General features: G+C 56.9%; 17 protein-coding genes, 1 tRNA gene and 1 pseudogene. 5 read left to right on the plus strand and 14 right to left on the minus strand.

Annotation, left to right across the window (positions count from 1 at the left end):
- Window positions 1-69 precede the first annotated feature (69 nt).
- From PGQ95_RS03945 to tesA, 3 genes are read right to left on the minus strand one after another with little or no spacing between them, the layout of a single operon-like run.
- Window positions 70-924 (minus strand): co-chaperone YbbN, encoded by an 855-nt coding sequence (locus tag PGQ95_RS03945; protein WP_430917002.1) that lies wholly within the window; start codon window positions 922-924, stop codon window positions 70-72.
- 58 nt (window positions 925-982) lie between these two features.
- Entirely contained in the window at window positions 983-1,789 is an 807-nt protein-coding gene (locus PGQ95_RS03950) for an SDR family oxidoreductase (protein ID WP_162750175.1), read from the minus strand.
- Window positions 1,779-2,405 carry a multifunctional acyl-CoA thioesterase I/protease I/lysophospholipase L1 gene (tesA, locus tag PGQ95_RS03955; RefSeq protein ID WP_087860429.1) on the minus strand — a complete coding sequence of 209 codons (627 nt, stop codon included), beginning with the start codon at window positions 2,403-2,405 and terminating at the stop codon, window positions 1,779-1,781. Before tesA ends, PGQ95_RS03950 begins: the two co-directional genes overlap by 11 nt.
- Between tesA and ybbA the strand changes: the two genes are divergently transcribed.
- The 3 genes from ybbA (at window position 2,373) to PGQ95_RS03970 (ending at window position 6,797) form a co-directional block, all read left to right on the plus strand.
- Window positions 2,373-3,059 (plus strand): putative ABC transporter ATP-binding protein YbbA, encoded by a 687-nt coding sequence (gene ybbA / locus PGQ95_RS03960; protein ID WP_430917004.1) that lies wholly within the window; start codon window positions 2,373-2,375, stop codon window positions 3,057-3,059. The genes tesA and ybbA overlap by 33 nt on opposite strands.
- Window positions 3,056-5,470 (plus strand): putative ABC transporter permease subunit YbbP, encoded by a 2,415-nt coding sequence (gene ybbP, locus PGQ95_RS03965; RefSeq protein ID WP_411325646.1) that lies wholly within the window; start codon window positions 3,056-3,058, stop codon window positions 5,468-5,470. Before ybbA ends, ybbP begins: the two co-directional genes overlap by 4 nt.
- A gap of 181 nt (window positions 5,471-5,651) precedes the next feature.
- On the plus strand, window positions 5,652-6,797 hold the full coding sequence (locus PGQ95_RS03970) for a porin (RefSeq protein WP_087860342.1): 1,146 nt from the start codon (window positions 5,652-5,654) through the stop codon (window positions 6,795-6,797).
- A gap of 107 nt (window positions 6,798-6,904) precedes the next feature.
- Here PGQ95_RS03970 and mnmH read toward each other — a convergent pair whose 3' ends face one another.
- From mnmH to ppiB, 5 genes are all read right to left on the minus strand, one after another.
- A complete protein-coding gene (mnmH, locus tag PGQ95_RS03975) occupies window positions 6,905-7,981 on the minus strand; it encodes a tRNA 2-selenouridine(34) synthase MnmH (protein ID WP_213794412.1) in 1,077 nt (358 codons plus the stop codon).
- A gap of 109 nt (window positions 7,982-8,090) precedes the next feature.
- Entirely contained in the window at window positions 8,091-9,158 is a 1,068-nt protein-coding gene (gene purK, locus PGQ95_RS03980) for a 5-(carboxyamino)imidazole ribonucleotide synthase (protein ID WP_087860340.1), read from the minus strand.
- Window positions 9,155-9,664 carry a 5-(carboxyamino)imidazole ribonucleotide mutase gene (purE, locus tag PGQ95_RS03985; RefSeq protein WP_430917007.1) on the minus strand — a complete coding sequence of 170 codons (510 nt, stop codon included), beginning with the start codon at window positions 9,662-9,664 and terminating at the stop codon, window positions 9,155-9,157. Before purE ends, purK begins: the two co-directional genes overlap by 4 nt.
- 119 nt (window positions 9,665-9,783) lie before the next feature.
- On the minus strand, window positions 9,784-10,506 hold the full coding sequence (lpxH, locus tag PGQ95_RS03990) for a UDP-2,3-diacylglucosamine diphosphatase (protein WP_430917009.1): 723 nt from the start codon (window positions 10,504-10,506) through the stop codon (window positions 9,784-9,786).
- 3 nt (window positions 10,507-10,509) lie between these two features.
- Window positions 10,510-11,004, minus strand: a complete 495-nt coding sequence (gene ppiB / locus PGQ95_RS03995; RefSeq protein WP_015367878.1) for a peptidylprolyl isomerase B — start codon at window positions 11,002-11,004, stop codon at window positions 10,510-10,512.
- A gap of 173 nt (window positions 11,005-11,177) precedes the next feature.
- Between ppiB and cysS the strand changes: the two genes are divergently transcribed.
- Complete coding sequence (gene cysS / locus PGQ95_RS04000; RefSeq protein ID WP_045393462.1) at window positions 11,178-12,563, plus strand: cysteine--tRNA ligase; 1,386 nt, start codon at window positions 11,178-11,180, stop codon at window positions 12,561-12,563.
- A 45-nt stretch (window positions 12,564-12,608) separates the two neighbouring features.
- On the opposite strand, the gene PGQ95_RS04005 is transcribed toward cysS, so the two are convergent.
- The 5 genes from PGQ95_RS04005 to folD all read right to left on the minus strand — a co-directional run bounded on the left by PGQ95_RS04005 (window position 12,609) and on the right by folD (window position 15,609).
- Window positions 12,609-13,439 (minus strand): DUF2145 domain-containing protein, encoded by an 831-nt coding sequence (locus PGQ95_RS04005; protein ID WP_430917011.1) that lies wholly within the window; start codon window positions 13,437-13,439, stop codon window positions 12,609-12,611.
- The gene (locus PGQ95_RS04010) at window positions 13,436-13,867 is read right to left on the minus strand and encodes an STM0539 family protein (protein ID WP_113373776.1); all 432 of its coding nucleotides are present in this window, start codon (window positions 13,865-13,867) and stop codon (window positions 13,436-13,438) included. The genes PGQ95_RS04005 and PGQ95_RS04010 overlap by 4 nt, the downstream gene beginning before the upstream one ends.
- Window positions 13,868-13,876: 9 nt before the next feature.
- On the minus strand, window positions 13,877-14,410 hold the full coding sequence (locus PGQ95_RS04015) for a metal-dependent hydrolase (protein WP_087860333.1): 534 nt from the start codon (window positions 14,408-14,410) through the stop codon (window positions 13,877-13,879).
- A gap of 118 nt (window positions 14,411-14,528) precedes the next feature.
- Window positions 14,529-14,741 (minus strand): ribosome-associated protein YbcJ, encoded by a 213-nt coding sequence (gene ybcJ / locus PGQ95_RS04020; RefSeq protein WP_015367876.1) that lies wholly within the window; start codon window positions 14,739-14,741, stop codon window positions 14,529-14,531.
- A 1-nt stretch (window position 14,742) separates the two neighbouring features.
- Complete coding sequence (gene folD, locus PGQ95_RS04025; RefSeq protein WP_087860332.1) at window positions 14,743-15,609, minus strand: bifunctional methylenetetrahydrofolate dehydrogenase/methenyltetrahydrofolate cyclohydrolase FolD; 867 nt, start codon at window positions 15,607-15,609, stop codon at window positions 14,743-14,745.
- 318 nt (window positions 15,610-15,927) lie between these two features.
- On the opposite strand from folD, the gene PGQ95_RS04030 reads away from it, so the two are divergent.
- Window positions 15,928-16,004, plus strand: a tRNA-Arg gene (locus PGQ95_RS04030).
- A gap of 15 nt (window positions 16,005-16,019) precedes the next feature.
- Here PGQ95_RS04030 and PGQ95_RS04035 read toward each other — a convergent pair.
- Window positions 16,020-16,991 (minus strand): annotated as a pseudogene (locus PGQ95_RS04035) (tyrosine-type recombinase/integrase).
- Between the last annotated feature and the right edge of the window lie 82 nt (window positions 16,992-17,073).

A 17,073-nucleotide genomic window follows, 5' to 3' on the forward strand; every position in this document is an offset into this window, starting at 1 on the left:
TTACCCGGGCTACCACGGCGTAATCTGTAGCCCGGATAAGCGTAGCGCTATCCGGGTCAGCGCCTCTGATTAATACAGCAGTGAATACAGCTGGCGGCGGTACTTCGCCGCCAGGGCGTCGCCGGTGCCGAGCGCCGCGAGGATCTCTTGCAGCATTTTGCGCACCTGGCCATCGCCGGCGCCTAAATCTTTTTGCAGATGCGTGAAGAGCAGCGCCAGCGCTTCTTCGTTGCGCCCGACCTGGTGCAGCTGCAACGCCAGCTGAGACGCCAGAGCCGCGTCGTCCGGGTTCTGCTCGACCTGCTGCTGAAGTTGCTGGATTTCCGGGGTATCAGCGGCCTGCTTAAGCAGTTCAATCTGCGCCACCAGCCCCTGATAACGGGTGTCTTGATCCTGCAGCGGCACGGTTTTCAGCACACCTTCGGCCTCATCGGAACGCTGCAGGGCAATTAGCGTTTCCGCCAGCAGCAGGCCAATCTGGCTATCCTGGTTAGACAACTGCCAGGCCTCTTTCAGCAGCGGCAGCGCGTCGGCGTATTTTTCTTCCTGCATCAGCGCCAGCGCTTCCTGCGCTTTCAATTCTTCTTCGCGCGGCAGCACTTTATCCAGCAGGGCGCGGATGGCTTCTTCCGGCTGCGGGCCTTCAAAACCATCTACCGGCTGGCCGTTCTGGAACAGATACACCGTTGGGATCGCGCGCAGACCAAACTGCGAGGCCAGCATCTGCTCCGCGTCGCAATCTACCTTCGCCAGCGTAAACTGACCGTGGTATTGGGCGGCCAGGCGCTCAAGCACCGGCGTCAGCTGTTCGCAGTGCTGGCTGCGGGCGGACCAGAAGTAAAACAGCACCGGCGCATTCATGGATTGCTGCAGCGTCTGCTGCAGATTAGCTTCGGTAATATTGACAATATTCTGTTCGGACATGAGCGTATCTCGTTGGTCGATTTCTGTTTTAGATGGGGGCGACATTCAGCGCTTCAACTCAGCCCTGGATAATTTTGTCCATCGCACGGGCCGGTAGCAGGCGTTTTAACCAGCCTACTGCGTGGGTGACCAGCGTCACCGGATAGCGCAGTTTCGGTTTGTCGCTGACGAAGGCATGACGCACTTTTTCCACCACCGCCTCCGGGCCGAGCGTAAAGCGCGCGGCAATACCGGGATTTTCTACCGTCTTGTCGCCGGTCTGGTTAACATTGTTGGTAAAGCGGGTGCGGATTGGCCCAGGCTCAATCAGGCTGACTTTTATGCCGCTGTGGCGGAGTTCCATACGCAGCGCATCGGACCACGCCTCCAGCGCGTATTTACTGGCGGCATAGGCGCCGCGACCGGGGCTGGAAATCAGGCCCATCACCGAAGAGGTCATCACGATGCGGCCTTCGCCGTGCGGCTGCATGGCGGGCAGCAATAGCATGGTGAGCTGATGGGCGCCAAAAAAGTTGGCGGAAAACTGCTGTTCCATCTGCTGACGGCTGATGGTGGTGAGCGGGCCATAGACGCCGTAGCCTGCATTATTGAACAGGCCATACAGGCGGTTATCGGTCAGCGCGATGACTTCGGCGGCGGCATTTTCGACGCTTTGCGGGTCATCAAGATCCAACAAAATACCGGTCAGACCCAGTTCCTGCATACGAGCGACATCCTCCCCCTTACGGCAGGCGGCCAGTACGCGGAAGCCCTGGCGCTTTAAATCAAGGGCGCTTTCGAGGCCAATTCCGCTGGAACATCCTGTAACTAAAACCGATTTTTGCATAACTTTACCTGTGAATGACTCCCGGCGTTCAGGAGTCATGATTAACTAAGGGAGCCAACCGGGTTGCCATCCAGTCGGCAATAAACGGTTGCGCATCGCGATTAGGATGAATGCCGTCGTCCTGCATCCATTGTGGTTTGAGATAAACCTCCTCCATAAAAAAGGGCAGCAGAGGAATATCGAACTCTTTGGCCAGTTGCGGATAAATCGCGCTAAAGGCTTCATTATAACGGCGCCCATAGTTAGCGGGCAGGCGTATTTGCATCAGCAGCGGCTGGGCCTTCGCCGCTTTGATATCCTGAATAACGGTGCGCAGCGTCTGCTCCGTTTGCTGCGGCGGGAAACCGCGCAGCCCGTCGTTGCCGCCCAGCTCCACCAGCACCCAGCGCGGCTGGTGCTGCTTCAGTAGCGCCGGCAGGCGCGCCAGTCCCTGCTGCGAGGTGTCGCCGCTGATACTGGCATTGATCACTGTCGTTTTGGCCTGCCACTTGTCGTTGAGCAGAGCAGGCCAGGCCGTATTGGCCGCCATTCGATAGCCGGCGCTCAGGCTATCGCCAAGCACTAACAGCGTATCCGCCGCCATCGCGCGACAGGTAAACAGAACCATAAACAGGAAAGGCAAATGCCAGCGGAAAACATACTTGAAGTTCATCATCTTAAGAAATCCGTCGGTCAGGGAGAGCATCAGTTGTCCATCCTTACCGGAGTTGAGCTGGTTGTCAAACCGGGGCAAACCATCGCCCTGATTGGCGAGTCTGGTTCCGGGAAATCCACGTTGCTGGCCATTCTCGCCGGGCTTGATGATGGGAGCAGCGGCGAAGTGTCTCTTTTGGGGCAACCGCTGCATCAGATGGATGAAGAGGCGAGGGCGATGCTACGCGCAAAGCACGTAGGTTTTGTCTTTCAATCGTTTATGTTGATTCCGACGTTAAACGCCCTTGAGAACGTCGAGCTGCCGGCATTGCTGCGCGGCGCCAGCGATAGCCAGAGCCGTGGCGATGCGCGCGCGCTGCTTGAACAGCTGGGGCTTGGCAAACGCCTGCACCATTTGCCGGCCCAGCTTTCCGGCGGCGAGCAGCAGCGGGTGGCGCTGGCCCGCGCCTTTAACGGCCGTCCGGCGCTGCTGTTTGCCGATGAGCCGACCGGCAATCTTGACCGTCATACCGGCGATAAAATCGCCGATCTGCTGTTCTCGCTTAACCGCGAACACGGCACCACGCTGATTCTGGTGACCCACGATCCGCTACTGGCGGCGCGCTGCGATCGTCGCTTACGCCTGGTGGATGGCAAGTTGCAGGAGGAAGCATGATAGCCCGCTGGTTCTGGCGCGAATGGCGCTCGCCTTCGCTGCTCATCGTCTGGTTGGCATTAAGCATGGCGGTGGCCTGCGTGCTGGCGCTGGGCTCAATCAGCGACCGTATGGAAAAAGGGTTGAGCCAGCAAAGCCGCGATTTTATGGCCGGGGATCGCACTCTGCGCAGTTCGCGCGAAGTGCCCGCCGAGTGGATCGCCGAGGCGCGTACGCTAGGGTTAACCGTGGGCGAACAGCTGAGCTTCGCCACCATGACTTTCGCTGTAGATACCCCGCAGCTGGCGGACGTGAAGGCGGTTGATGATAGCTACCCGCTGTACGGTACGCTGGAGACCGCTCCGGCGGGATTAAAACCGCAGCGCGGCAGCGTCCTGCTGGCCCCAAGGCTGATGGCGCTGCTGAATCTAAAAACCGGCGATAACATTGATGTTGGCGACGCTACTTTGCGCATCGCTGGCGAGGTCATTCAGGAGCCTGACGCCGGCTTCAACCCCTTCCAGATGGCGCCGCGGCTGCTGATGAATATCGCCGACGTGGCGAAAACCGGCGCAGTACAGCCCGGCAGCCGCGTCTCCTGGCGCTATAAGTTCGCCGGTAGCGCGCAGCAACTGGCGGCTTACGAGCGGTGGCTGCTGCCGAAACTTGGCGCGGAACATCGCTGGATTGGTCTGGAGCAGGATGATAGCGCGCTGGGGAAATCGCTGGAACGCTCGCAGCAATTTTTGCTGCTGTCCGCGTTATTAACGTTGCTGCTGGCGGTCGCTGCGGTAGCGGTCGCGATGGGGCATTACTGCCGCAGCCGCTATGATTTGGTCGCCATCCTTAAGACGCTGGGCGCCGGGCGGGCGCAGCTACGTAAACTTATCGTCGGTCAGTGGCTGATGTTGCTGGCGCTGGCGGTGGCGGCGGGGGGCGCGATGGGGCTGCTGCTGGAAAAAGCCCTGATGTTGATGCTTAAACCGGTGCTGCCCGCCGCGCTGCCGCCGGCCAGCGGCTGGCCGTGGCTATGGGCTATCGGCGCGATGGTGGTAATTTCGCTGCTGGTTGGTTGGCGGCCCTATCGGCTGCTGCTGGCGACCCTGCCGCTACGGGTATTACGGCAAGATGTGGTGGCTAACGTCTGGCCGCTGAAACACTATATTCCCGTGGTCTGCGCGGTTGTCGTGGGCGGACTAGCCTGGCTGATGGGCGGTAGTCCGCTGCTATGGTCGGTGCTGGTCGGGGCGCTGGTGCTGGCGCTGCTGTGCGGGCTGGTAGGCTGGGCCTTGCTGTGGTTGCTCAAGCGCTTAACGCTGAAAGCGTTACCGCTACGCCTGGCGGTGAACCGCCTGTTGCGCCAGCCGTGGTCAACGCTGAGCCAACTGGCGGCGTTTTCACTGTCGTTTATGCTTCTGGCTCTGCTGTTGGTGTTACGCGGCGATCTGCTCGAACGCTGGCAGCAGCAGTTACCCCCGGAAAGCCCGAACTACTTCCTGATTAATATCGCTCCCGAACAGGTTGTGCCGGTGAAGACATTCCTGGCCGAACACCAGACCCGGGCGGCGGAGTTTTATCCCATCGTGCGCGCGCGTTTGACGCAGATTAACGGTCAGACGACGGAAGGGAATAAAGACGAAGCGCTGAATCGCGAACTGAATCTCACCTGGAGCGAGCAGCGCCCGGATCATAATCCGCTGGTGGCCGGGAGCTGGCCGCCGAAGGCGGGCGAGGTGTCAATTGAAGAGGGGCTGGCGCAGCGGTTGGGCGTCAGGATCGGTGATAGCGTCACCTTTACCGGCGACACCCAGCAATTTAACGCTAAGGTGACCAGCGTGCGCAAAGTTGACTGGGAGAGCCTGCGGCCAAACTTCTTCTTTATTTTCCCGCCAGGGGCGCTGGATGGGCAGCCGCAAAGCTGGCTCACCAGCTTCCGCTGGGATAATGGCAACGCGATGCTGACCCAGCTTAACCGCGAGTTCCCCACCGTTAGCCTGCTGGATATCGGCGCCATCCTGCGCCAGGTCGGCCAGGTATTGACGCAGGTAAGTCGGGCGTTGGAAGTCATGGTGGTGCTGGTCACCGCCTGCGGCGTATTACTGCTGCTGGCTCAGGTGCAGGTCGGGATGCGTCAGCGGCATCAAGAGCTGGTCGTCTGGCGGACGCTGGGGGCTGGAAAAAGCTTGCTGCGTACCACGCTGTGGGCGGAGTTCGCCCTGCTTGGCGTGGTGTCGGGGCTGGTGGCGGCCATTGGCGCCGAGGTAGCGCTGGCGATGCTGCAAACAAAAGTGTTTGATTTCCCATGGACGCCGGACTGGCGGCTGTGGGTTATGCTGCCACTCTCAGGCGCTATTTTATTATCATTATGCGGCGGATGGTTGGGATTACGCTTATTAAAAGGCAAAGCGTTATTCCGACAATTTAACCAGTAAATAGATTTCATTTTTATGAAGCGCCGCGCAATTTCGTGGCGCTTTTATTTTAACGGCACAAAATGATAATTCCTTGATTTTTAAGCGCACAAAACATTAAAAAACCAACAACACGTCGTGCTAATTCGCAGTTAATATTCAACTGGCAAATATAAGGTTGCTTATTACTCAAGGAAAAAGCATGGCACATAAAATAAAAGCGCTGGCGATCTCGATCGGCGCAGCATTAGCGTTAACCTCTTTTGCATCCCAGGCTGAGATTACGCTGCTGAAACAAGATCCGCAGGCGGGCGATCCGTTAAGTCGCCTTAACTTTACCGTCGGCGGCAGTATTCGTCCGCAGTTCAATATGATGACCGGCGATGGCGATAAAGGTTCCTACAAGCGTAACGGTTTCGATGGCGGCACCCGTTTCCGTTTTGCGGCTGATTACTATCTGTTTGATGATATTAGCTGGATCAGCTACTACGAACTGGGCGTCAATATTCCGGCGCTGTTCGATTGGGACAATCACTACGCGGAAGGGGCGAACAATACCTCCCGTCGTATGCTCTATACCGGTCTGAAGAGTGATACCTGGGGTACCTTAACCTACGGTCAGCAGAACAGTATTTACTATGATGTCGTCGGCGTGAAAACCGATATCTGGGACTACGATATGATTGGTCAGGCCCCGGGTAACGGTATCAATGGCGACTACGATGGTTCTTATCGTTCACGCAATATGTTGAAATATAAGAAAACCGTGGGCGATGTCGATCTGTACGGATCCTATTTGTTTGAAGATAGCGAATATCTGCCGGGTAATGGCCTACGCTACAAGCGTAAAGGCGGCGGTTCTATCGGTGCGGATTACCACATCATGAAGGACCTGACCTGGGGTACCGCGTGGAACTACACCCGCGCCGAAATGCGCGACCCGTCAAGCTCCGATAGCAAAACCTATGACCAGAATATTGTTGGTACCGCGCTGAGCTGGACCCCGGATAACTGGACTTTCTCCTTCGGCGGCGGCTGGTATCAGAACTTCCTGACTACCAAGAAAACCGATGTTCATAACTACTTCGCCGGCGATGCCTGGGGTATTGAATACTTTGCCGGCTATAAATTCCCGATCAATCAATACGCTGTTAAATCTATTCAGCCGTACTTTATGGGCGACCGCCTGGAGTATGTGAATGGCCGCAACTATCAGCGTATTGATAACGGTTTGGGTATTAGCTTCCAGCTGGATTACGGTTTCCGTGTTGATTACGAGCACGTGTTTACCTCCAGCACCGATGATCTGGGCGATATGAACCTGGTGCGTCTGCGCTACGACTTCTGACGATGAGCTGCCGCAAGCTGGGAATTTCCCCGGCTTGCGCTGCGTTAAGCGGGGGTAGCCCGGGTAAGGCGCTAGCCGCTACCCGGGAAGCCGTCTGGTTGGGGGAACTACTTCGCCAGCCAGGCGGCGACCTCTTGCCAGTTGCCGCGAAAAATGATTTTTCCGGCTTTTTTCCCCAACTGATAGCGATACATCGGGTCGTAGTATTCATTCAACAGCGGTACCAGCCAGGCGAAGTGCGCCTCGGTACTGGCGGAACGCTGCTGCTGCAACAGCGCCGCGTCGAGCAGTTCGGTTAACTGGGCAAAGCGCTGTAGCCCCAGCCGACGCCGGATGGCAAACAGCCCATGATGCAGATACTCGCTATATTCCTGCCAGCCTTTCTCTTCGCCATAGGCGGTAATAAAGTCGCGATGCATACGATCGAAGTACTCTTCGCGCAACCGTTCGAGACGAACGTCAAAGGGATCCTCCACCACCGCCAGCGGCGATTGCGCCATGCGGATGCGCAAGCACTCCGGCAGGTGGTTCGCGCCGATCATATGGCCTTCATCTTCCAGCACCCAACGTGTTTGTTGTTCCGCCTTTTTAAGCAGGGAGACCGCCAGATGGTTTTCGAACGTCGCCTGTGGGTGTTGCTGCAGCAGCGTTCGGCCAAATGACGAGCCGCGGTGGTGGGCGTGGCCTTCGAGATCGATACCGTCCGGGCGCGAGCAAACCAGTTGGGTTTTGCCATTGCCGGTGCAGCCGCCAATCAGCACGATGGGGCGCTGTACCAGCTCCTCGGTAGCCTGTATTGCCGCCTGGCGTAGCGCTTTGTAGCCGCCGACAATCAGCGGATAATCGACGCCCGCTTCCCGCAGCCACTTCTGCACGATATGCGAGCGCTGGCCGCCGCGGGCGCAGCACAGATAACCCTGTGGATAGCGGGCGCAGGCTGTCAGCCACGCCTTCAGGCGGCTGGCGCGCAGGTCGCCATCGACCAGCTTATGGCCGAGGGATAATGCCGCTTCCGGCCCCTGGCGCTTGTAACAGGTACCGACGGCGGCGCGTTCTTCGTCGTTCATCAGCGGCAGGTTAATCGCCGCGGGCATCGCGCTTTGCTGGAATTCCACCGGCGCGCGAACGTCGATAAGCGGCGTATCCGCGCAGAGGATGGCGCGATAGTGTGTCCCATTTTCCATGGGTCGTCCTTTTGAGTTAAAACCAGATGTGCTTACTGCGAGGTGGGGATTCTACGCGCCGAAGGGCGTGCCGGGGAAGGGGATAGATCAAATCCCCGGCACGAATGGCTTAATTAAGCTGCGACTGCGCCCAGAAAACGCCGCTGGCGTATTCAACCGGCAGGAGTGGTTTTAGCGCTTCCAGCGTGGCGCTCAGGCGATCGGTATCGCTGTCGGTTAGATTCAGGTGCCCGACTTTACGCCCCGGACGGACTTCTTTGTCGTACCAGTGCAGATGCACCAGCGGCAGCTTCAGCCAGTCGTAGTTCAGATCGCTGCCGATCAGGTTGATCATCACCGACGGGCTATTGACCACCGGCGGCGGCAGCGGTAAATCGGTAATGGCGCGCAGATGCAGTTCAAACTGGCTAATGGAAGCGCCGTTTTGCGTCCAGTGGCCGCTGTTGTGCACGCGCGGCGCCAGTTCGTTGATCAGTAGTCCCTCGGCGGTGACGAAACACTCCATGGCCATCACGCCCACGTAGTCGAGCTCGTTCATGATCGCCGTCAGCATGCTTTCGGCCTGCGCCTGCTGGCGCGCATTGGCCTGCGGGAAGGCGACGCTGGCGCGCAGAATGCCATCCTGGTGCAGGTTGCGGGTCAGCGGATAAAACACCGTACTGCCGTCGCGCCCACGGGCGCCGACCAGCGACACTTCGCCGGAAAAGTTAATTCCCTGCTCGACGATGCACTCGCCGTAGTTATCATCCGGCAGTTGTGCGGTTTCGTCAGCGCGCAGGCGCCACTGCCCGCGGCCATCGTAGCCGCCGACGCGGCGCTTGACGATAGCCAGTTCGCCCAGGCGGGCAAACACGGCAGGCCACTCGCTTTTATCCGCCAGTAGCTGCCACGGCGCGGTGGCGAGGCCAAGTTTGTCGAACAACTGTTTCTGGGTCAGGCGGTCGGCGATGATCGGAAAAACGTCGCGGTTGACGAAAGCCGGATGGCGCGCCAGTTCGCGGGTCAGGGCGGTTTCCGGCCAGCGTTCGATTTCAGCGGTGATGACGCTTTGCTGGAATGGTACCGCTTCCGGGTCGGCTTCGAGACCGACCGGCCAGACGGCGATGCCCAGCGGTTCACCGGCCTGACGCAGCATGCGGCCTAACTGTCCGTTACCGAGGACGCAAACCTGTTTCATGCCGCACCTCGCGGGTCCGGGTTATCCAGCACTTCATCGGTCTGCGCCTGACGCCAGGCGCTCAGGCGCTGGTGCAGTTCGGCATCATGCTGGGCGAGAATTTGCGCGGCGAGCAGGGCGGCGTTAGCGGCGCCGGCTTTACCGATGGCCAGCGTGCCGACCGGGATGCCGCGCGGCATTTGAACAATAGAGTAGAGGCTGTCAACGCCGCTTAACGCTGCGCTCTGAACCGGCACGCCGAGCACCGGCACCAGAGTTTTCGCTGCAATCATGCCCGGCAAATGCGCCGCGCCGCCCGCACCGGCGATGATCACCTGATAACCGTTGTTTTCGGCGCTTTCGGCGAAGCTAAACAGTTTATCGGGCGTACGGTGGGCGGAGACCACTTCAACATGGTGCGGAACGTTCAGGGTATCAAGGATTTCTGCGGCGAACTGCATGGTAGCCCAGTCGCTTTTGGACCCCATCACGATGGCGATACGCGCCGGATTATTGCGGGAAGACATGCGTCTGAAAACTCCTGTGGGTGTGCTTCACACTGCTTTAGAGGCCACAGAGAATAGCACGATATCCCGGCAAGGAAAACGGTTGCGTCTGCGGAAATACAGGGAAATCGTTGGCGAAATTAAAACGGGAAATAGATGAGTTCGACGCCGTCGGCGCTGACTTTCACCATTGACCCTTCGCTGTGCCACGCGCCGAGGACCACGCGCCACGCGGGCTGTCCGTTGGCCTGGAGTTCATGGACGGCCGGGCGATGGGTATGGCCGTGAATCAGCCACTGCACCTGATGCCGCTCCATCGCGTCAATTACCGCCTGCGGATTCACATCCATAATTTCCATCGATTTGCTGCTGTTGGCGGCTTGGCTATCGGCGCGCATTTTGGCGGCGATGCGGCGGCGGATAAACAGCGGCAGGGCGAGAAACAGACGTTGGATCCACGGGGTGTGGACTTTAGCGCGAAACGCCAGGTAACCGGGGTCATCGGTACATAAGGTGTCGCCATGCATAATCAACACTTCACGGCCATAGAGGTCCAGCCGCTCTTCTTCGGCGAGCAGGATCATGCCGCTCTGGCGGGCGAAGCGCTGGCCGACGAGAAAATCGCGGTTGCCGTGGATGAAGTAGCAGGGAACGCCGGCGTCGACGACGGCTTTGATTGCCGAAGCGATTTGCTGATGCAGCGGGTTCGGATCGTCATCGCCGATCCAGGCCTCGAACAGGTCGCCGAGAATATACAGCGCGTCCGCTTCGCGGGCGCTGCCGGCTAAAAAGCGCAGAAAACCGGCGGTGATCGCCGGTTCTTCTGTTTGCAGATGCAGGTCTGCAATAAAAAGTGTCGCCACGAATTATTCGCTGACGGTGACGCTTTTGATCACAACATCTTCTTTCGGCACATCCTGGTGCATGCCGCTGCGGCCGGTGGCAACCGCTTTGATTTTGTCGACCACGTCCATGCCTTCAACCACTTCGGCAAAGACGCAGTAGCCCCAACCCTGCAGGCTTTCGCCAGAGAAGTTCAGGAAGTCGTTGTCGACCACGTTGATGAAGAACTGCGCGGTGGCGGAGTGCGGCGCCTGGGTACGGGCCATCGCCAGCGTACCACGGGTGTTTTTCAGACCGTTGTTGGCTTCGTTCTGAATCGGAGATTTGGTCGCTTTCTGATTCATGCCCGGTTCAAAACCGCCGCCCTGAATCATGAAGCCGTTGATAACACGGTGGAAAATGGTGTTGTCGTAGAAACCTTCGCGGCAGTAGTCCAGGAAGTTTTTAACTGTTTCCGGCGCTTTGTCGTCAAACGTTTTGATTACGATATCGCCATGATTGGTGTGGAAAGTAACCATTTTTGCATCCTGTTCCGATGATTGTAGTGCTGAACCCAAGGTTGGGTATGACATAGGTGGCTGTTATAGCATAACCGCGGGGGTTGATGCACCTTGCAATGTGTGCTGCTTCCGGTTTGAATTAGGGTTAGAATAAGCGACTTATATCCACACACGTCTACACGGAATCTTCGATGTTAAAAATTTTTAATACACTGACGCGCCAAAAAGAAGAATTTAAACCTATTCATGCCGGGGAAGTTGGCATGTACGTGTGTGGAATTACCGTTTACGATCTCTGTCATATCGGCCATGGCCGCACCTTCGTCTCCTTCGACGTTGTCGCTCGCTACCTGCGCTTCCTTGGTTACAAGCTGAAGTACGTGCGCAACATTACCGATATCGACGATAAAATCATTAAGCGCGCTAATGAAAACGGCGAAAGCTTTGTCGCGCTGGTCGATCGCATGATCGCTGAAATGCACAAAGATTTTGATGCCCTCAACATTCTGCGCCCGGACAACGAGCCGCGCGCCACCCACCATATCGCCGAAATTATCGAAATCACCGAGCAGCTGATCGCCCGTGGTCACGCTTATGTGGCGGATAACGGCGACGTGATGTTCGACGTACCAACCGACCCTAACTACGGTCTGTTGTCGCGCCAGGATCTCGACCAGCTGCAGGCGGGCGCTCGCGTCGACGTGGTTGACGTCAAGCGTAACCCAATGGACTTCGTCCTGTGGAAGATGTCGAAAGAGGGCGAGCCGAGCTGGCCGTCTCCGTGGGGCGAAGGGCGTCCGGGCTGGCACATTGAGTGCTCGGCGATGAACTGCAAACAGCTGGGTAATCACTTTGATATTCACGGCGGCGGTTCGGATCTGATGTTCCCGCATCACGAAAACGAAATCGCGCAATCGACCTGCGCCCACGACGGCGAATACGTCAACTACTGGATGCACTCCGGAATGGTGATGGTCGATCGCGAGAAAATGTCGAAATCGTTGGGTAACTTCTTCACCGTCCGCGATGTGCTGAAGTACTACGATGCCGAAACCATCCGCTACTTCCTGATGTCCGGCCACTATCGCAGCCAGTTGAACTACAGCGAAGAGAACCTCAAGCAGGCGCGTTCGGCGCTGGAGCGTCTGTACACCGCGCTGCGCGGGACCGACAAATCCGCACAGCCTGCGGGTGGCGAAGCTTTCGAAGCACGCTTTATCGAAGCAATGGATGACGACTTCAACACTCCGGAAGCCTATTCGGTACTGTTCGATATGGCGCGTGAAGTAAACCGTCTGAAAACGGAAGACGCGGCTGCCGCGAACGCGCTGGCGGCCCATATGCGTAAGCTCTCATCGGTGCTGGGTCTGCTTGAACAGGAACCGGACGCTTTCCTGCAGAGCGGCGCGCAGGCCGATGATGGCGAAGTGGCGGAAATCGAAGGGCTTATCCAACAGCGTCTGGATGCGCGTAAAGCGAAAGACTGGGCGGCGGCGGATGCGGCGCGCGACCGTCTTAACGAGATGGGTATCGTGCTGGAGGATGGTCCGCAGGGTACCACCTGGCGTCGTAAGTAAGCGCCATTGCTAATGAAAAGGCCACGCTTGCGTGGCCTTTTTGCGTTAGGGACTGACTTCCAGTGGTGTTGGCTGAAAAACGCATACGGATTCGGGCAGATTCAGATGCTGGCAGGAGGATATTTTGCGGCTGTAACGGGCAATAAACTGAATAACGCTATCGCCGCTGTTTAAACCTACTTTGCCATTTGCCAATAGTTGTTCCGGCTGATCGTCGGTAAAAACATTGTTGGCAACCATTTTTGCCCCAAGGCGTTCGAAAAGCGTGACCTTAACTAACGAGGGTTGATAACCCTGCTGTAAGAGCCAATGTCTGGCCTGTTCACGTGACCAGATATTGCTATCGCCCGCTCGGGCAAAGACTTCCAGCAGCCAGCCGTTAGAGTTCTGATACGGCCCGGAGAAGGGCCAGGCGATCAGGTTATAGCGCGGGCTGTGGAACAGGTTCAGTTTGACAGGACTGTGCAAAAGCGCTTGTAAGGCGGCGTTAAGTTCGCCGCGCGGGCGTAAAACCGCTATCTGCTGGTTAACCAGTTCATCGGCGAGAAACTCATATAATCCCTGCACGTACAGCGCTGACCGCGCGGTGCCGCAGGTATTCAGATTATGATAAACCCGCCAGCTGTTATCGGCCTGTCGCAGGGCGTAGCCGGCATGGGACCAGGTTAACCCGCGGCTGGACATATCCTGACCCTGGCGGACTAAAATAACCACCGCTTCCGGCTCGCTATTTAATTGTTGTTTGAGCAACTGTGCCTGATGCATGGTTGCGGCAATGGTTTCCGCCGATGGCGACCCCGTGCCGCAATCGGTGCTGGCGGCCGTTGCGCTTACTGATGTCACGCTCAGGCACAAGGCGAGCGCCAGGCGCTTCATTTCGCCGACAACGGTTGGTTAGCGGAGAGCGAGGCGTCCTCTTGATTCACCATATGGGCCAGGACTTTATCTTCTTTTTTCAGCAATGCGCCTGTGCCTTCCGGGGCTTTCTCCAGCGTCAGCTTGTCCCCGGCTTTAAGCTCCGCCTCTTCGACCACCTGCAGCGGCAGCACCATTTTGACGGTGTTCTGCTTAAGATCTTTGGTGGTCAACAGCGCGGTTTTCTGCTCTTTATTTTTGTCGACAGAAGCGGCGATCAGCGCGGCGGGAAGCAGGACCGGGGAGAGAATGATGCCGCTCACCAGCACTGAACTGCCGATACTGGTAATGGTCGAAGAGACGGCATAGGCGTTGGTATGATCCTCGGCGCGAATGGTGGAAGAAACCGCCAGCAGTGCTGCAGCGGCGAGGATGGTCGTTTTATGCATGTTAATCCCTTAACGTTGAATAGATTGACGATACAACCAGAGTAGTAACGCCAGTACGCAACCAGGCAGCCAGACCCACTGCAGCTCGGAGAGGATCACCTGATGTCCATAAGGCGTGGCATAGCGTGATAGCGCGAATGGCGCCACTTTAATCACCTGCCAGGGCAGGAAGAAGCGTTGATCGGACCAGGGCCACAGCCAGCCGACGCCTTTACCACCATCGGTGATGGCATCGAGCAGGCTATGGGATAACAGGCAGACGCTAAGAAATGCCCAACTGCGCGCCGGCCCGCAGTGAAACCTCCTGCCAACCATCACCATGCACAGCAAAGGAACCACGAAGGCGAACAATAAAGAGTGGGTAAATCCGCGGTGGCCGAAAATATTGCCGTAGGCGACGCCGAATTTAAACGCCAGCACGTCGGCATCCGGCAATATTGCCAACGCCACGCCAGCCAGCAGCAGGCGAGGAGGAATGATTTTGCATCCCAGCCCTAACCCCAGACACAGTGGAACAGCGGCATGAGTGACGATAGTTGGCATTGGCTTATATTCTACAAATAAAAGCCTATTATCAGTAGGGTATTTGAGAATTACATCCCCGCATTTTTCTGATTTTCCAGCGGGAGAGCGCTGGCGCCGGGACCGGCGCCAGAGAGGGTTAGGCGATAACGGTAATGCTTTGACCGTCAAAGGTCACCGTTTGGCCGGCGACGATTTTACAGCGTTTGCGGGTTTCCACCGCGCCGTCGACTTTCACCAGCCCTTCAGCGATAAAGATTTTGGCCTGCGCGCCGCTTTCGCTCCAGCCTTCCAGCTTCAGCAGATCACACAGTTCAACATGCGGGTGTTTGCCCAGAGAAAAATTCGCCATCTTAGGCCTCCTGAATGTCGTGATACTCTTCGCACGCCTGCAGCGTATTCTGAATGAGGGTCGCTACGGTCATTGGGCCAACGCCGCCAGGCACGGGCGTAATGTAGGACGCGCGTTCCGCTGCATCTTCAAACACTACATCGCCGACCACTTTGCCGCTTTCCAGACGGTTAATGCCGACGTCCACCACGATGGCGCCTTCTTTAATCCATTCACCCGGAATAAAGCCTGGTTTACCAACCGCGACAATCAGCAGATCGGCATTTTCGACGTGGTGGCGCAGGTTTTTGGTGAAACGGTGGGTGACGGTGGTGGTGCAGCCCGCCAGCAGCAGCTCCATGCTCATCGGACGGCCGACAATGTTAGAGGCGCCGATCACCACCGCGTTGAGGCCATAGGTGTCGATATTGTAGCGCTCAAGCAGGGTGACAATGCCACGTGGCGTACAAGGACGCAGGCGCGGCGCGCGCTGACACAGGCGACCAACGTTATACGGATGGAAGCCGTCGACGTCTTTGTCCGGGGCAATGCGCTCAAGGACTTTAACGTTGTCGATACCGGCTGGCAGCGGCAACTGCACCAGGATGCCGTCGATAGTGTTATCGCCGTTAAGCGTGTCGATAAGTTCCAGCAGCTCGGCTTCGCTGGTGGTTTCCGGGAGATCGTAAGAGCGGGAGACGAAGCCCACCTCTTCACATGCCTTGCGTTTGCTGCCGACATAAATCTGCGACGCAGGGTTGCTGCCGACCAGCACAACGGCGAGCCCGGGGGCGCGTTTTCCGGCCGCTACGCGCGCCTTCACTTTTTCCGCGACCTCAGAGCGCACCTGCTGCGCAATCGTTTTACCGTCAATAATTTTTGCTGCCATCAGAGAGAGGATTCCATCTGTCACTTTACGAAAGGGGGATGCGGATATTTTGTCAGAAGCCAGCCCCGCTGTCAGTTATCGTTTGCGTTTTTATCGGTTTTCCGCCGCGAGGAGGTAAAAACAGGCTATTTTTCCGCGCCGTGGCGGGGAAGGGGCCAGTCGCGAACGAACGGGGCGAACAATCCTTAACCAGACATCGCGTTAATAATCGACAAGCTCGCTATGCTGCTGTCTTTTCCCGGCAAAATGCATTGACTCACCGGAGGTTGACCGTATAATTTCACGCGATTGCACCTCCCGAAGCTCCCGCTTCTCAGTGCGCCCTTAGCTCAGCTGGATAGAGCAACGGCCTTCTAAGCCGTAGGTCACAGGTTCGAATCCTGTAGGGCGTGCCATTTAAAATCAACTACTTACGCAAATTTTAATCCAGCCTGATTTTCCCCTTGTGTCGTTAGTGCCAAAAATGGCGTCAATTTTCCGTGCGTGCTCGGTCAGATGGTTTGGAGCCAGGTGGCATAACGGCATACCATCTCAATGCTCTCCCAGCCCCCCATTTCCTGCAGAACGGAAAGCGGAACCCCAGACTGTATTAACCAACTTGATCCCTTAACACCCTGCATGCGGTATCATTCAGAGCTACGCCAATCGCCTTGCCCGCTTTTGTGTTCTCTGGATTTACCCATGCAACCTTTCTCTGCATATCGACCTACTGCCATTCCAAATCAATGATATTGGAACGGCGCAGGCTGGTAGCCAGCGCGAATATCACAACCGGTTTTATGCTATCCGGCATGCATTCGATCAGTCGTTCAGCCTCTTCCTTAGTCAGCCAACGAATTCTGTTGCTTACTGGTTTCTTGACCTTGATAACTGGGGCTGTTTTTATTCATCCCCAATCATTTGCCGCAGCTCGCAGTAAAGAGCGTATGAAAGACAGATGCTGTGACTTAGTCGCTTTGGCTGCTTCACGAGGCTTGTACTCAGGAACCGGTTTCCCCTTACACAAAGCAGCGTCGCGTTTACTTTCCCATATCTGCAGATGCTTACGGTTATCATCCCGCTAACTGCTTCGTGGATTTCCTCCGCCGATATCTTCGAAATGTCACGGCCTGAAAAATGCTGTAGCCAAAACTCGATCTGGTTTTGTCATCATCGAGTGAGCGCTTGTGGTCTTTTTCGCGTAACCACCGAATACAGCATTCCTCAAAGGTACGAGTCGGAAGGTCGCCGATCTGGTCAACCCTCTGTGCTTCGGTTTTTAGCTTGTCGTGGAGCTCCTGGGCTTGATTCTTGTCCTCCGTGCCAAGAGAGCGCTTAACTCTTTTTCCTGACGGTGTAAAGGAATGACAGTGCCACATACCGCCTCTGAGGGTGATGGACATAAAATATATCCTTTATGTTCACCCGCGTTCGCCCGTTTAGTTTCCTGCGGGGATGATAAATACGCAATACATGCGGCTTCGG

This window comes from Klebsiella sp. 141240 (genome assembly GCF_050600805.1).
GTDB classification, from domain to species: Bacteria; Pseudomonadota; Gammaproteobacteria; order Enterobacterales; family Enterobacteriaceae; genus Klebsiella; species Klebsiella aerogenes.

Excerpts from the sequence above, each read along its gene's own strand:
- PGQ95_RS03945 (WP_430917002.1), bottom strand. The coding sequence starts at position 924 with ATGTCCGAACAGAATATTGTCAATATTACCGAAGCTAATCTGCAGCAG.
- PGQ95_RS03950 (WP_162750175.1), bottom strand. The coding sequence starts at position 1,789 with ATGACTCCTGAACGCCGGGAGTCATTCACAGGTAAAGTTATGCAAAAA.
- ybbA (WP_430917004.1), top strand. The coding sequence starts at position 2,373 with ATGCCAGCGGAAAACATACTTGAAGTTCATCATCTTAAGAAATCCGTC.
- tesA (WP_087860429.1), bottom strand. The coding sequence starts at position 2,405 with ATGATGAACTTCAAGTATGTTTTCCGCTGGCATTTGCCTTTCCTGTTT.
- ybbP (WP_411325646.1), top strand. The coding sequence starts at position 3,056 with ATGATAGCCCGCTGGTTCTGGCGCGAATGGCGCTCGCCTTCGCTGCTC.
- PGQ95_RS03970 (WP_087860342.1), top strand. The coding sequence starts at position 5,652 with ATGGCACATAAAATAAAAGCGCTGGCGATCTCGATCGGCGCAGCATTA.
- mnmH (WP_213794412.1), bottom strand. The coding sequence starts at position 7,981 with ATGGAAAATGGGACACACTATCGCGCCATCCTCTGCGCGGATACGCCG.
- purK (WP_087860340.1), bottom strand. The coding sequence starts at position 9,158 with ATGAAACAGGTTTGCGTCCTCGGTAACGGACAGTTAGGCCGCATGCTG.
- purE (WP_430917007.1), bottom strand. The coding sequence starts at position 9,664 with ATGTCTTCCCGCAATAATCCGGCGCGTATCGCCATCGTGATGGGGTCC.
- ppiB (WP_015367878.1), bottom strand. The coding sequence starts at position 11,004 with ATGGTTACTTTCCACACCAATCATGGCGATATCGTAATCAAAACGTTT.
- cysS (WP_045393462.1), top strand. The coding sequence starts at position 11,178 with ATGTTAAAAATTTTTAATACACTGACGCGCCAAAAAGAAGAATTTAAA.
- PGQ95_RS04005 (WP_430917011.1), bottom strand. The coding sequence starts at position 13,439 with ATGAAGCGCCTGGCGCTCGCCTTGTGCCTGAGCGTGACATCAGTAAGC.
- PGQ95_RS04010 (WP_113373776.1), bottom strand. The coding sequence starts at position 13,867 with ATGCATAAAACGACCATCCTCGCCGCTGCAGCACTGCTGGCGGTTTCT.
- PGQ95_RS04015 (WP_087860333.1), bottom strand. The coding sequence starts at position 14,410 with ATGCCAACTATCGTCACTCATGCCGCTGTTCCACTGTGTCTGGGGTTA.
- ybcJ (WP_015367876.1), bottom strand. The coding sequence starts at position 14,741 with ATGGCGAATTTTTCTCTGGGCAAACACCCGCATGTTGAACTGTGTGAT.
- folD (WP_087860332.1), bottom strand. The coding sequence starts at position 15,609 with ATGGCAGCAAAAATTATTGACGGTAAAACGATTGCGCAGCAGGTGCGC.